The 13,677-nt window shown below is 67.5% G+C and carries 11 protein-coding genes; 3 read left to right on the top strand and 8 right to left on the bottom strand.

Going from position 1 to position 13,677, the window contains the following annotated elements; genetic code table 11:
* Positions 1-101 precede the first annotated feature (101 nt).
* From prpF to BEI_RS04470, 5 genes are all read right to left on the bottom strand, one after another.
* A complete protein-coding gene (gene prpF / locus BEI_RS04490; protein ID WP_097788394.1) occupies positions 102-1,271 on the bottom strand; it encodes a 2-methylaconitate cis-trans isomerase PrpF in 1,170 nt (389 codons plus the stop codon).
* Positions 1,268-3,883 (bottom strand): Fe/S-dependent 2-methylisocitrate dehydratase AcnD, encoded by a 2,616-nt coding sequence (acnD, locus tag BEI_RS04485; protein WP_097788393.1) that lies wholly within the window; start codon positions 3,881-3,883, stop codon positions 1,268-1,270. Before acnD ends, prpF begins: the two co-directional genes overlap by 4 nt.
* Positions 3,884-4,064: 181 nt before the next feature.
* Positions 4,065-5,192 carry a bifunctional 2-methylcitrate synthase/citrate synthase gene (prpC, locus tag BEI_RS04480; protein ID WP_097788392.1) on the bottom strand — a complete coding sequence of 376 codons (1,128 nt, stop codon included), beginning with the start codon at positions 5,190-5,192 and terminating at the stop codon, positions 4,065-4,067.
* 39 nt (positions 5,193-5,231) lie between these two features.
* The gene (prpB, locus tag BEI_RS04475; RefSeq protein WP_097788391.1) at positions 5,232-6,122 is read right to left on the bottom strand and encodes a methylisocitrate lyase; all 891 of its coding nucleotides are present in this window, start codon (positions 6,120-6,122) and stop codon (positions 5,232-5,234) included.
* Between the two features lie 29 nt (positions 6,123-6,151).
* Positions 6,152-6,865, bottom strand: a complete 714-nt coding sequence (locus tag BEI_RS04470; RefSeq protein WP_097788390.1) for a GntR family transcriptional regulator — start codon at positions 6,863-6,865, stop codon at positions 6,152-6,154.
* 239 nt (positions 6,866-7,104) lie between these two features.
* Between BEI_RS04470 and pabB the strand changes: the two genes are divergently transcribed.
* Positions 7,105-8,472 carry an aminodeoxychorismate synthase component I gene (pabB, locus tag BEI_RS04465; protein WP_097788389.1) on the top strand — a complete coding sequence of 456 codons (1,368 nt, stop codon included), beginning with the start codon at positions 7,105-7,107 and terminating at the stop codon, positions 8,470-8,472.
* A gap of 113 nt (positions 8,473-8,585) precedes the next feature.
* The gene (locus BEI_RS04460) at positions 8,586-9,206 is read left to right on the top strand and encodes a phosphoadenosine phosphosulfate reductase domain-containing protein (RefSeq protein ID WP_097788388.1); all 621 of its coding nucleotides are present in this window, start codon (positions 8,586-8,588) and stop codon (positions 9,204-9,206) included.
* Positions 9,207-9,297: 91 nt separating this feature from the next.
* Here BEI_RS04460 and BEI_RS04455 read toward each other — a convergent pair whose 3' ends face one another.
* The 3 genes from BEI_RS04455 to cysB all read right to left on the bottom strand — a co-directional run bounded on the left by BEI_RS04455 (position 9,298) and on the right by cysB (position 13,108).
* Entirely contained in the window at positions 9,298-10,581 is a 1,284-nt protein-coding gene (locus BEI_RS04455) for an ATP-grasp domain-containing protein (RefSeq protein ID WP_097788387.1), read from the bottom strand.
* A 50-nt stretch (positions 10,582-10,631) separates the two neighbouring features.
* Entirely contained in the window at positions 10,632-12,026 is a 1,395-nt protein-coding gene (locus BEI_RS04450) for an MBL fold metallo-hydrolase RNA specificity domain-containing protein (protein WP_097788386.1), read from the bottom strand.
* A 110-nt stretch (positions 12,027-12,136) separates the two neighbouring features.
* Positions 12,137-13,108, bottom strand: a complete 972-nt coding sequence (cysB, locus tag BEI_RS04445) for an HTH-type transcriptional regulator CysB (protein WP_097788385.1) — start codon at positions 13,106-13,108, stop codon at positions 12,137-12,139.
* A 235-nt stretch (positions 13,109-13,343) separates the two neighbouring features.
* Between cysB and trxA the strand changes: the two genes are divergently transcribed.
* On the top strand, positions 13,344-13,667 hold the full coding sequence (trxA, locus tag BEI_RS04440; RefSeq protein WP_097788384.1) for a thioredoxin: 324 nt from the start codon (positions 13,344-13,346) through the stop codon (positions 13,665-13,667).
* The last annotated feature ends 10 nt before the right edge of the window (positions 13,668-13,677 follow it).

Genomic DNA, 13,677 nt, shown 5'->3' with positions numbered 1-13,677 from the left:
GCGACGTCGGATGTCCTCCCTTACTATAGAAAAGCGCCCCGGGATGAACCGGGGCGCGGCAGGAGAACGCCATTCCGGATGACCGACGTCCGCGGGAGGAGTCAGAAGCTGTCGTCGGGCACCCGGACGCAGCCCTCCATCAACACCCGGGCGCTGCGGCTCATGGTCGCCTTGACCGCCGTCCAGCCCCCGCCGCCCTCGCGCGCCTCGGCCCCCACCCTCAGGGTGCCGGAGGGATGGCCGAAACGGACCTCGGTACGCTCGCCGCCGCCGGCAGCCAGGTTCACGAGGGTGCCGGGCACGGCGGCCGCGGTGGCGATGGCCACGGCGGCCGTGCCCATCATGGCGTGATGCAGCTTGCCCATGGACAGCGCGCGCACCAGCAGGTCGATGTCGCTTCCGGCCACGCTCTTGCCGCTGGAGGCGACGTAGTCCCGGGGCGGCGCCACGAAGGCCACCTTGGGGGTGTGCTGCCGATGGGCCGCCTCGTCGAGATGCTCGATGAGCCCCATGCGCAGGGCGCCGTGGGCGCGGATCGACTCGAACCGGGTCAACGCCTCGGGATCGCCGTTGATGGCCTCCTGCAGCTCGGCCCCGGTGTAGCCGATGGCCTCGGCATCGACGAAGACCGTGGGGATGCCGGCGTCGATCAGCGTCGCCCGGAGGGTGCCGACGCCCGGCACCTCCAGGTCGTCGACGACGTTGCCGGTGGGAAACATGGCCCCTTCGCCGTCGGCGGGATCCATGAAATCCACCGCCACCTCGGCGGCCGGGAAGGTCACGCCGTCGAGCTCGAAGTCGCCGGTCTCCTGGACCTCGCCGTCGGTGATCGGCACATGGGCGATGATGGTCTTGCCGATGTTGGCCTGCCAGATGCGGACCTCGGCGATGCCGTTGCGCGGGAGGCGCGCCGGGTCGACCAGGCCGTTGCCGATGGCGAAGGGCCCGACCGCCGCCGAGAGATTGCCGCAATTCCCGCTCCAGTCGACGAACGGCCGATCGATGGAGACCTGGCCGAACAGGTAGTCGACGTCGTGGTCGGGGGACTCGCTCTTCGACAGGATCACCGTCTTGCTGGTGCTCGAGGTGGCCCCGCCCATCCCGTCGATCTGCTTGCCGTAGGGATCGGGGCTGCCGATCACCCGCAACAGCAGGGCATCCCGGGCCGGGCCGGGCTCGCGGGCCGCCTCGGGGAGGTCATCGAGGCGGAAGAACACGCCCTTGCTGGTGCCGCCACGCATGTAGGTGGCGGGAATCCTGATCTGCGTCATGCGCTGGCCGCCTCCTCGGATTCCAGAAAGTCCTGGGCGAATCGCTGCAGCACGCCGCCCGCCTTGTAGATCGACACCTCTTCCGCGGTATCCAGTCGACAGATGACCGGCACCCGCTCGACGCCGCCGTCCTGGCGGTGGATCACCAGGGTCAGGGCCGCCCCGGGAGCCGGCGCGCCCTCGACGTCATAGGTCTCGGTGCCGTCCAGCCCCAGGGTGTGGCGGGTGGTGCCTTCCTCGAACTGCAGCGGCATGACGCCCATGCCGATCAGGTTGGTGCGGTGGATGCGCTCGAAGCCCTCGGCGACGATCGCCTCCACGCCGGCCAGCGCCACGCCCTTGGCCGCCCAGTCCCGGGACGAGCCCTGGCCGTAGTCGGCGCCGGCGATGATGATCAAGGGCTGGCGGCGCTCCATGTAGGTCTCGATGGCCTCCCACATGCGCGTCACCTTGCCTTCCGGCTCGACGCGCGCCAGCGAGCCCTGGATCACCTCGCCGGCCTCGTCGCGGACCATCTCGTTGAACAGCTTGGGATTGGCCAGCGTCGCCCGCTGGGCGGTCAGGTGATCGCCGCGGTGGGTGGCGTAGGAGTTGAAGTCCTCTTCCGGCAGGCCCATCTTCGCCAGGTACTCGCCGGCGGCGCTGTCGGCCATGATGGCGTTGGACGGCGACAGGTGATCGGTGGTGATGTTGTCCGGCAGGATCGCCAGCGGCCGCATGCCGGTCAGCGCTCGCTCGCCGGCCATGGCGCCCTCCCAGTAGGGCGGACGACGGATGTAGGTGCTCTGCGGGCGCCAGTCGTAAAGCGGGCTCTCGGCGGCCTCCACGGCGTCCAGGTCGAACATCGGGATGTAGACCTGCTGGAACTGCTCCGGCTTGACGTACTCGCCGACGATGGCGTCGATCTCCTCGTCGGAGGGCCACAGGTCCTTGAGGGTGATGGGGTTGCCGTCCGGGTCGGTGCCCAGCGCGTCCTGCTCGATGTCGAAGCGCACGGTGCCGGCGATGGCGTAGGCGACCACCAGCGGCGGCGAGGCCAGGAAGGCCTGCTTGGCATAGGGATGGATGCGCCCGTCGAAGTTGCGGTTGCCGGAGAGCACCGCCGTGGCATAGAGGTCGCGGTCGATGATCTCCTGCTGGATCTTCGGGTCCAGGGCGCCGGACATGCCGTTGCAGGTGGTGCAGGCGTAGGCGACGATGCCGAAGCCGAGCTTTTCCAGCTCGGGCAGCAGGCCGGCTTCCTCCAGGTAGAGGCGGGCCACCTTGGAGCCCGGCGCGAAGGACGACTTCACCCAGGGCTTGCGGATGAGCCCCAGCTCGTTGGCCTTCTTGGCCAGCAGGCCGGCGGCCACCACATTGCGCGGATTGGAGGTGTTGGTGCAGCTGGTGATGGCGGCGATGATCACCGCGCCGTCGGGCATCAGCCCCTCGCGCTCCTCCTCCCGGGCCTTGTCGCAATCGACGGCGATGCCGCGCTCGTGCAGCGCCCGGGTCGGCAGGCGACGGTGCGGGTTGGACGGCCCGGCCAGGTTGCGCTCCACGGTGGAGAGGTCGAACTCCAGCACCCGCTCGTACCGCGCGCCGGTCAGGTCGTCGGCCCACAGGCCGTTGGTCTTGGCGTACTGCTCGACCAGCGCCACCTGCTCCGGCTCGCGGCCGGTGAGCTTGAGGTAGTCTAGGGTCTGGTCGTCGATGTAGAACATCGCCGCCGTGGCGCCGTACTCCGGGGTCATGTTGGAGATGGTGGCGCGGTCGCCGATGGTCAGGCTCGCCGCGCCCTCGCCGAAGAACTCCAGGTAGGCGCCGACCACGCGCTCCTGGCGCAGGAACTCGGTGATCGCCAGCACGATGTCGGTGGCGGTGATGCCGGGCTGGCGCTTGCCGGTGAGCTTGACGCCGACGATGTCGGGCAGGCGCATCATCGAGGGGCGACCCAGCATCACGGTCTCGGCCTCGAGGCCGCCCACGCCGATGGCGATCACCCCCAGGCAGTCGATGTGCGGGGTATGGCTGTCGGTGCCCACGCAGGTGTCGGGGAAGGCCACGCCCTCGCGGGCCTGCACCACCGGCGACATCTTCTCCAGGTTGATCTGGTGCATGATGCCGTTGCCGGCGGGGATGACGTCGACGTTCTCGAAGGCGGTGCGCGTCCAGTCGATGAAGTGGAAGCGATCCTCGTTGCGGCGATCCTCCACCGCCCGGTTCCGCTCGAAGGCATCCGGCTCGTAGCCGGCGTGCTCCACGGCCAGGGAGTGGTCGACGATCAGCTGGGTGGGTACCACCGGGTTGACCTTGGCCGGGTCGCCGCCGCGCTCGGCGATGGCGTCGCGCAGGCCGGCCAGGTCGACCAGCGCCGTCTGGCCGAGGATGTCGTGGCAGACCACCCGTGCCGGGTACCAGGGGAAGTCCAGGTCGCGCTTGCCGTCGATGATCTGCTCGAGGGCGGCGTCGCGCAGGCCCGGCTCGCAACGGCGCACCAGCTGCTCGGCCAGCACCCGGGCGGTGTAGGTCAATGTCTCGAAGGCGCCGGGACGAATCGCCTCGACCGCCTCGCGGGTATCGAAGTAGTCCAGCCCGGTGCCGGGCAGGGGCTTGCGGTAATCGGTATTCATGGCGTGGCCACCATCGGGTCGTGGACAGAAGAAATCAGGCGGCAGCAGTGGCTATCCAGCCGACGGCTCCGCGGGGCCTGCCGGCGGCAGGCTCCGGGGAGCCGGCACTTGGCGGGGCGCCGCGGCGCCCCGCGTCGTCTTGCCGCCGGCACCCGTCATGACGGGTGATCGAGCAGGCAGGTCAGGGGCGTTCCTCGATCGGCACCCACTCGCTGTGCTCCGGCCCGGTGTAGTCGGCGCTCGGGCGGATGATGCGGTTGTTCTCGCGCTGCTCGAAGACATGGGCGCACCAGCCGGTCACCCGCGAGCAGACGAAGATCGGGGTGAACAGCTTGGTGGGGATGTCCATGAAGTGGTAGGCGCTGGCGTGGAAGAAGTCGGCGTTGCAGAACAGCTTCTTCTCGCGCCACATCACCGCCTCGACGCGCTCGGAGACCGGATACAGGACGGTGTCGCCCACGTCCTCGGCCAGCTGCTTGGACCACTTCTTGATGATGGCGTTGCGCGGATCGGACTCGCGGTAGATGGCGTGGCCGAACCCCATGATCTTGTCCTTGCGCTCGAGCATGCCGAGGATCTCGCGCTCGGCCTCTTCCGGCGACTGCCAGTTCTCGATCATCGCCATGGCCGCCTCGTTGGCGCCGCCGTGCAGCGGGCCGCGCAGCGAGCCGATGGCGCCGGTCACGCAGGAGTGCATGTCGGACAGGGTCGAGGCGCAGACCCGCGCGGTGAAGGTCGAGGCGTTGAACTCGTGCTCGGCATAGAGGATCAGCGAGACGTTCATCACCCGGGCGTGGAGCTCGGAGGCCGGCGCACCGCGCAGCAGGTGCAGGAAGTGGCCGCCCACGGAGTCGTCGTCGGTCTCGGTGTCGATGCGCACGCCGTCGTGACTGAAGCGGTACCAGTAGCAGATGATGGACGGCAGCGCCGCCAGCAGGCGGTCGGAGACGTCCTGCTGCTGCTCGAAGCTCTCCTCGGTCTCGAGGTTGCCCAGCATGGAGGCGCCGGTGCGCATCACGTCCATGGGGTGGGCGTCGGCGGGGATCTGCTCGAGCACGGTCTTGAGCGCCTGGGGCAGGCCCCGGAGGCCCTTGAGCTTGGTGACGTAGGCGTCCAGCTCCGCCTGGTTGGGCAGCTTGCCCTTGAGCAACAGATAGGCCACTTCCTCGAAACGCGCCTTGTCGGCCAGCTCCTGGATGTCATAGCCGCGATAGGTCAGGCCGGCGCCGCTCTTGCCGACGGTACACAGGGCGGTGGAGCCGGCGCTCTGGCCACGCAGGCCGGCGCCGCCGATCGGTTTGTCTGCCATGGTCGTGTCTCCTTGGTGAGGCTTGTTATGACTGAACGCTTACTGGCCGCCATCCTGTTCGGCGAACAGGGCGTCGAGCTTGCGCTCGAAGTCGTGATAGTTCAGGAAGTCGTAGAGCTCCTCGCGGGTCTGCATCAGCTCCACCACGTCGCGCTGGTGGCCCTGGTCATGGATGCTCTGGTAGACCTTGAGCGCCGCGGCGTTCATGGCCCGGAAGGCGGACAGCGGGTAGAGCACCATGCGGCAGCCCACCTCGGCGAGCTCCTCCTGGCTGAACAGCGGGGTGGCACCGAATTCGGTGATGTTGGCCAGGATCGGGGCATCGATCGCCTCGCAGAAGGCCCGGTAGTCGTCCAGGGTATGCACCGCCTCGGCGAAGATGGCGTCGGCCCCGGCCTCGATACAGGCGTTGGCGCGCTCGATGGCGGCCTCCAGCCCCTCCTTCTGGAAGGCATCGGTACGGGCGATCAGGTAGAAGTCCGGATCGAGGCGCGCATCGGCGGCGGCCTTGACGCGGTCGACCATCTCGCCCTGGGAGACGATGGCCTTGTTGGGGCGATGCCCGCAGCGCTTCTGGGCCACCTGGTCCTCCAGGTGCACGGCGGCCACCCCGGCCCGCTGCATCTCCTTGACGGTGCGGGCGATGTTGAAGGCCCCGCCCCAACCGGTGTCGATGTCCACCAGCAGCGGCACGTCGCTGGCGCCGCAGATGCGGTGGGCGTCCTCGACCACGTCGTTCATGGTGGTGATGCCCAGGTCGGGCAGGCCGAAGGAAGCATTGGCGACGCCGCCGCCGGACAGGTAGATGGCCTGATGACCGACGCGCTCGGCCATCATGGCAGTATAGGCGTTGATGGTGCCGACGATGGGCAGCGGACGATTGGCCTCGAGGGCGGCGCGGAAACGGGCGCCGGGGGTGGATCGTGTCATGGAGTCTCTCCGGTATCGAGGGGACGTCCTCAGGCGGACGGCTCGGGTTGCTGTTCGAGGGAGGCGGCGTAGCGCTCGACGACGTTCTCCCGGGAGGCGCTGACGTGACGCCGCATCAGCAGCTCGGCGAGCTCGGCGTCGCCGGCCTCGATGGCATCGACGATGCGGTGATGCTCGACGAAGGCTCGCTGGGGGCGGGTCCCGCTGGCGCTGTACTGGGTACGATACAGCCGCACCAGGTAATAGAGGTCGTCACAGAGCATGCCCATCAGCATCCTGTTGTGGCTGCCCTGGACGATGCGATAGTGGAAGTCCAGATCGCCCTCGCGCTGGTAGTAGGCCTCGCCTCGGCGCAGGTCGCTCTGACGTTCGTGGACCGCCAGCACCTCGCGCAGGCCGGCGATCTCCTCGGCGGTCATGTGCTCGGCGGCGAGCCTTGCGGCCATGCTCTCCAGGGCCTCGCGCACGTCGAACAGCTCGAGGAGCTCCTTGATGGACAGCTTGACCACCCGGGCGCCCACATGGGGTACCCGCTCGATCAGGCGGTGCGCTTCCAGTCGGCGCATGGCCTCCCGCAGGGGGCCGCGCGAGATGCCGTAGGCTCGCGACAGGCCGGGCTCGGTGATCTTGCTGCCCGGGGCCAGTTCGCCGCGCACGATGGCGTCCTGGAGCTGCTGGAATACCCGCTCCGCCAGGGTGCGGACTTCGCTGCTGTTGGCCGGGGAGGTCGAGGCGTTGGTCATGATGATTGTCGACAATTGATTGGTGTATGCACTGTAGTCAGTGCCCACCCATGGGTCAATATGGCAGGAGAGTCGGGGTTCTCCCCCTTTGGTTGTAAACAACCAAGCGGTTGCTAGGTCGTCAGGACGGGCATGCCTCGCCTGCGTTGACACCCCGTCCCCCTCCGATGGCCACCGGGACAGGGACAAAGCGGTTCATGGCGCCTAGAATGTGCGGCCTGTTGAGGGAAGCGCCATTGATGACATCACCACTCGAGATCACTCCCCTGCCCTACCAGGACTCGCCCCTGGAACGCTTCGCGGCACTGCGCCGACGCCCGGCCGCCGTGCTGCTGGACAGCGGCCGCCCCGTCGCCCCTGGCGGGCGCTATGACATCCTCTCCAGCGACCCGCTGAGCGTGCTGGAGATCGATGATCATGGTCAGCCCCACGGGGACGACGCCCTGCAAGGCCTGGGCCCCTTCGCTGCCCAGCAGGCCCTGCTCGAGCGCCTCCCGTCCACGGTGCCCGACAGCGACCTGCCTTTCCTGGGCGGGTTGATCGGCTACTGGAGCTATGACCTGGGGCGTTGCCTGGAGCCCGTGGCCGGCCTGGCCCGACCAGTGGCCCGCTTGCCGGCCAGCCGGGTCGGGCTCTACGACTGGGCCCTGATCCAGGACCACGAGCGCCGGGAGGCCTGGCTGGTGGCGACCCCGGAACGCCGCGCCCAGGTGCTGGGCTGGCTGGCGGCCCCCGAGCGGGAGATCGGCGGCTTCCGGCTGATCGGCGACTTCACCGCGGAGATGCATCGTGAGGACTATCTCGAACGCTTCGAGGCCGTCCAGCGCTACATCCGCGAGGGGGACTGCTACCAGATCAACCTTGCCCAGCGCTTCAGCGCCCCCTTCGCGGGCGACCTGTGGTCGGCCTATCGCCGCCTGCGCCGGGCCACCCCCACGCCCTTCTCGGGCTTCCTCGCCTGGGACGACCGGGCGATCCTGTCGCTCTCGCCGGAGCGCTTCCTGCACTGCGCCGACGGGCGGGTGGAGACCCGGCCGATCAAGGGCACCCGCCCCCGCGGCGCCACGCCGGCGGAGGACCGGCGCCTGGCCGAGGAACTGGCGGGCAGCGTCAAGGATCGCGCCGAGAACGTCATGATCGTCGACCTGCTGCGGAACGACCTGGGCCGGGTGTGCCGTCCCGGCAGCGTGCGAGTGCCGCAACTGTGTGGGCTGGAGAGCTATGCCAACGTCCATCATCTGGTCAGCGTGGTCACCGGCGAGCTGGCCGACACCCACTCGCCCCTGGACCTGCTGGCGGCGGCCTTCCCCGGCGGCTCCATCACCGGCGCGCCCAAGGTGCGCGCCATGCAGATCATCGACGAGCTGGAACCCTCGGCGCGCAGCGCCTACTGCGGCAGCCTGGGCTACGTGGACGTGCGGGGCCACATGGACACCTCCATCGCCATCCGCACCGCCGTGGCCGCCCAGGGCCGGCTGCATCTCTGGGGCGGGGGCGGCCTGGTGGCCGACTCCCGGGGGGAGGCGGAATACACCGAGACCCTGGACAAGATCCGCCACCTGATGGCGGCCCTGAGCGACTCACCGGAGCAATCCCCAAAAGAATAAGAAACCGACTCTTTTAATCGTATAAGGCATAAATATCCAATGAATCGGTATTGGGGAAGGCTCCGCCGGCTCTGCTAGGGTAGCGCGATCGAGAACCCCATCTGGAGCCGCCCATGGAACCACAACTCGACGCCGTCAACCGCGAGCTGGGCAATGATCCCGAGGCCCTCATTCGCTGGGCCCTGGCGCAGGGCAGCCGGCCGATCTGCACCACCAACTTCCGCCCCTTCGAGGCGGTGATCCTGCACATGGTGACGCGGCAGCGCCCGGACATCCCGATCGTGTGGATGGACCATGGCTACAACACCGAGGCCACCTATCGGTATGCCGATGCCCTGGTGAAGCGGCTCGACCTCAACCTGATCACCTACCTGCCCCGTCGCACCCGGGCCCACCGCGAGGCCGTGGACGGCCCCATGCCGGGCATCGACGACCCGCGCCATGCCGCCTTCACCGAGGAGGTCAAGCTCGAGCCCTTCACCCGGGCGCTGCGCGAGATGGCGCCGGACGTCTGGTTCACCGCCCTGCGTGCCGAGGACACTCCCGAGCGCGCCCAGATGGACGCCGTCTCCCGCAACGCCGATGGCCTGCTCAAGATCGCGCCCCTGCTGCAGTGGACCGCCCGCGACCTCTACCAGTACCTGCAGACCCACGACCTGCCCAACGAGTTCGACTACTTCGATCCCACCAAGGTGGAAGCGAAGCGCGAGTGCGGCCTGCACCTCCAGCACTGAGGCCACGCCCCACGACGACGTCGCCCCTTCTCATGGACGGGCGACGCCGTCTCGTTGAGACGGTGATTCCCGCTCCAGGCTCGTGTCACGCCTAGAGTGGCGCCATCTCGAGCGGGATCGACCGCCGCAGCCGGGCGTACTTCTGCAGCAGCGACTTCTGACTGTCGGCGCCGAGGAAGATCACGGCGATTTCGTAGCTGTAGCTGTCCTGATCCGCCAGTTCCGACAGCCGCATGCCCTCGTGGACATGCAGCTGGACCTGAGCGCTGGGGAAACGCTCCCCGAGCCTGCGTAGCTCCGCTTCGTTGGGGACCTTTGTCACCCTGGCATCCCGATACCGTCGCCACATGAACTTGGCCGCGTAACGGTAGGCTCCCTGGCGATGGGGGAAGTCGGGCCGCTTGCCCAGGCCGAGATCGAGCATCACCTGGTGATGGGACAGGCCGTCGACATGACGGAACAGCGGACAATGGGACTTGGAGATCCGGTTGTTGATCTCCAGCAGCCAGATCCGCCCATGCCGACGGTCCCAATAGAACTCCGCGTTGAAGGGGCCGTGGTCGAAACCGATCCCGTTCAGGAAACGCGCGACTATCTCGCTCATCCGCCGCCGGACGCGGCCGGGAAGGGATGAGGGGTACTGATAGCGCGAGAAGCAGGAACGGTGCCGACCCTCGCGAATCGAGTCGACCGCGCCATAGATCCTGACCTCCCCCCGGTAGACGTACCCTTCCAGGGTGCACTGCCTCCCACGGGAGATGAGCCCTTCGACGATGCAATGGTGGCCGTCGATGGCGGCGACCTCGGGGGGCAGCTCGGCGAACTGCAACAGGTAATTGAACGGCCGGGCGAAACGGCCGATCTTCGCCCGGATGGCCTGGATGGCCTTTTCCAGGTCACGGGGGTTGCGCACCATGAACCCCAGGTGCGAGCTGGCGGCACGGACGGGCTTGATCCAGAACGGATAGTCGATGTCGAGGCGTTCCCGAAAGCGCTTCGAGAAGGGGTCGACCACGCCGAAGGGCGGGATGTGTTCCGGAATCAAACGTCGTTGCTCGAGACGGCTCCAGTACTTGTGCTCGCACTTGAGCACGGCCTCGAACGAGGGCGTCGGCAGGCCGAAATGCCGACACAGCAGCGGCAGCAGGGTGCTCACCGGGAAGTCCCAGTAACCGACGATGGCATCGATCGGCTCGGCGAAGCGCTCGAGTCGCGCGATCGCCCCCTCGTACAGTTCCCTCACCGGGAAGTCGGGAACGGCCTTCACCTCGCCGTGCCGAAACAACGGATGGAGGCGATAGTCCACGGCGGCCGGCAAGGCACGCATTTCCAGCAGATTGAAGTCGTCCAGCCCCAGGACAAAGATGTTCTTCATGACGACTCCACCCAGGACCAGGAACCGCAATCCCGATCGTTGTCATGGCCTCACAACGCGAAGCGATCGTGCAAGGCCGGCATCCGCACCTCGCGATCGGCCAGTTCGCCGGCGAAGGCCGCCATCGCGTCCGGGTCGCCATGAACCAGATAGGTCACCGGGGCTCCAGCGGTACGCCGATACCAGTCGAGCAGCTCCTGGCGGCCGGCATGGGCGGAAAAGCCGTTGATGGTGTGAATGCTGGCATGGACGGGAATCTCCTCGCCGAAGATCCTGACGGAACCGGCACCATCGACGATGCGTCGCGCGAGCGTCCCACGCGCGGCGAAGCCGACGAAGACGATGCTGCTGTCGCGTCGCCACAGGTGATGCTTCAGATGATGGCGAACCCGTCCTCCCGTGCACATGCCGGAGCCCGCCATGATCACGGCGCCGCCCCCGATCCGGTTGAGCGCCATGGACTCCGCCGTTTCCCGGGTGAAGTGCAAGCCAGGCAACTGGAAAGGATCCTGGCCGGACTGGAAGAGGGCTCGGGTCCCGTCACCGTAGGCTTCGGGATGTCGCCGGAAGATCTCGGTGGCGGAGATCGCCATGGGGGAATCGAGAAAGACCTGGGTGGCCTGGGAGAGGATGCCCCGCTCGACCTCCTGGCGCAGGAAATAGAGCAGTTCCTGGGCACGCTCCATGGCGAAGGTCGGAATGATCACGTTGCCGCCACGCTCGAAGGTGGCATTGATCGCCGCGTAGAACTCGTCGATGGTCGGCTGCAGACTCTTGTGTTCGCGATCACCGTAGGTGGTCTCCATGACGACCGCGTCCAGGCCGGTGACCACCTCCGGGTCCCGCAGCAGGGGACGCCCCCGGTTACCGACGTCGCCGGAAAACAACACGCGCCGGCGCTCCCCACCTTCTTCGAGTTCCAGCAGGATGCTGGCCGACCCCAGGATGTGCCCGGCATCCAGGAAAGTGGCCTGGATGCCAGGCACCACCTGGAGACGCTCGCCGTAGCCGGCGCAGCGCCCGAAACGATCCAGGCAGTTCAGGGCGTCCAGCACGGTATAGCGCGGCTCCTCCCTCGCGCCTCGCTTTCGCCCATGCCGGGCCGCCTGGCGACGGTTCCTGGCCGCCTCCTCTTCCTGGAGGTTCGCCGCGTCGAGCATGACGAGCCTGGCCAGCTCCCGGGAAGCCGGGGTGGTGATGATCTCCCCCTGGAATCCGCGACGACTCAGCAGCGGAATCCGTCCACAGTGATCCAGGTGCGCATGGGTCAGCAGCAGCGCATCGATGTCGGCCGGCTCGAACCCGAACGGCTCGGCATTCTCCTCCTCGAGGGAATGCCCACCCTGGTAGAGCCCGCAATCGATGAGGATGCGGGCCCCGGCACACTCCACCAGATGACAGGAACCGGTCACGCCCTGAGCGGCGCCATGGAATGAGATGTTCACTGCCGCCGCCCCCGGTTGCCGCCTCAGACGCATCGCCCATGGTCAGCATAGGCCCTCTGAGGGACCGTTGCGCGGCGGCGGGAATGACGGCACCGCGGGGCCGGGCAGGCTCAGCGCACCGGAAGCTCGATATCGCGGAAGAGCCCGTCCTCATGGCGAGGGCCGGCGGACAAGGCCGCGTCCACCAGCTCACGGTCCAGATGCCCGGCGAAGCCCTGCAGGAAGTCGTACATGAAGCCGCGCATGAAGGTCCCGCGCCGGATGCCGATCTTGGTGGTGGAGCTGTCGAAGAGATGACCGGCGTCCAGGGCGACCAGGTCGGTGTCCTGCTCCGGATCCACGGCCATGTGGGCGACGATGCCCACGCCCATGCCGAGGCGCACATAGGTCTTGATGACATCGGCGTCGGCGGCGGTGAGCACCACATTGGGGGTCAGCCCCCGGGCCCGGAAGGCGTCGTCGAGCTGAGAGCGTCCCGTGAAGCCGAACACGTAAGTCACCAGGGGGTAGGCGGCCAGGGCCTCCAGGGTGAGGGGCTCATGCTCGGCGAGAGGATGGCCCTGAGGGACCAGCACGCAGCGGTTCCAGCGATAGCAGGGCAACAGCACCAGGTCGTTGAACAGCTCCAGGGACTCGGTGGCGATGGCGAAATCCGCCTGGCCGTCGCTGACCATCTGGGCGATCTGGCGGGGCGTACCCTGCTGCATGTGCAGCGCCACGTCGGGATACTTGCGGGTGAACTCTCGAATCACCGGCGGGAGCGCATAGCGGGCCTGGGTATGGGTGGTGGCGATGGACAGGCTGCCGCGGCGCTCGTCGCTGTGCTCCTGTGCGACGTGCTTGATGTTCTCGGTGAGCCGCAGCACCTGGCCGGCCAGCTCGATGATCGCCTGCCCGGCCGGCGTGACCCGGGTCAGGTGCTTGCCGCTGCGGGCGAAGATCTCCACGCCGAGCTCGTCCTCGAGCAGACGGATCTGCTTGGAGATGCCAGGCTGGGAGGTGTAGAGGCTCTGGGCGGTGGCCGAGACATTGAGGTTGTGACGCGAGACTTCCCAGATGTACCTCAGCTGCTGGAGCTTCATGCGCGCTCCCTCCTCCTTGCATCGGCGCCTTTAAAAGACCATTGTGAAATAAGAACATCTTCCATGATTACTTTATAGCATAACATCAGAAGGGTTACCTAGCCCCGTTCGTCGCCCGATCGTCCTCATCGGGATTTGCCAGCCTCCCGACCGACCGCTAACATCGGGCGATCAAGCATGCCATCATGCCTGACCATCCGCTCGATGCAGCGCAACGTAGTAACTGGAGAATCTCATGGCCAATAACGTCGATGTCACCAACGCCAACTTCGAGCAGGAAGTCCTCAATGCCGAAACCCCGGTCCTGCTGAAGTTCTGGGCCCCCTGGTGTGGCCCCTGCAAGGTGATGGCACCGGTGGTCGACGAGGTCGCCGAGGAACGCGAGGGCAACCTCAAGGTCGTCAGCATCAACGTGGATGACGCCCCCGAGATCGCCGCCGAGCAGGGCGTGCGCGGCGTGCCGACCGTGATGCTGTTCAAGTCCGGGGCCAAGGTCGCCTCCCTGGTCGGGGCTCAGTCCAAGTCCCAGCTGACCCAGTTCATCGACCAGAACGCCTGATCCCCCGACA

The organism is Halomonas beimenensis (assembly GCF_002549795.1).
Lineage (GTDB): Bacteria > Pseudomonadota > Gammaproteobacteria > Pseudomonadales > Halomonadaceae > Halomonas > Halomonas beimenensis.
This window is presented reverse-complemented; position numbering and strand designations above follow the sequence as displayed.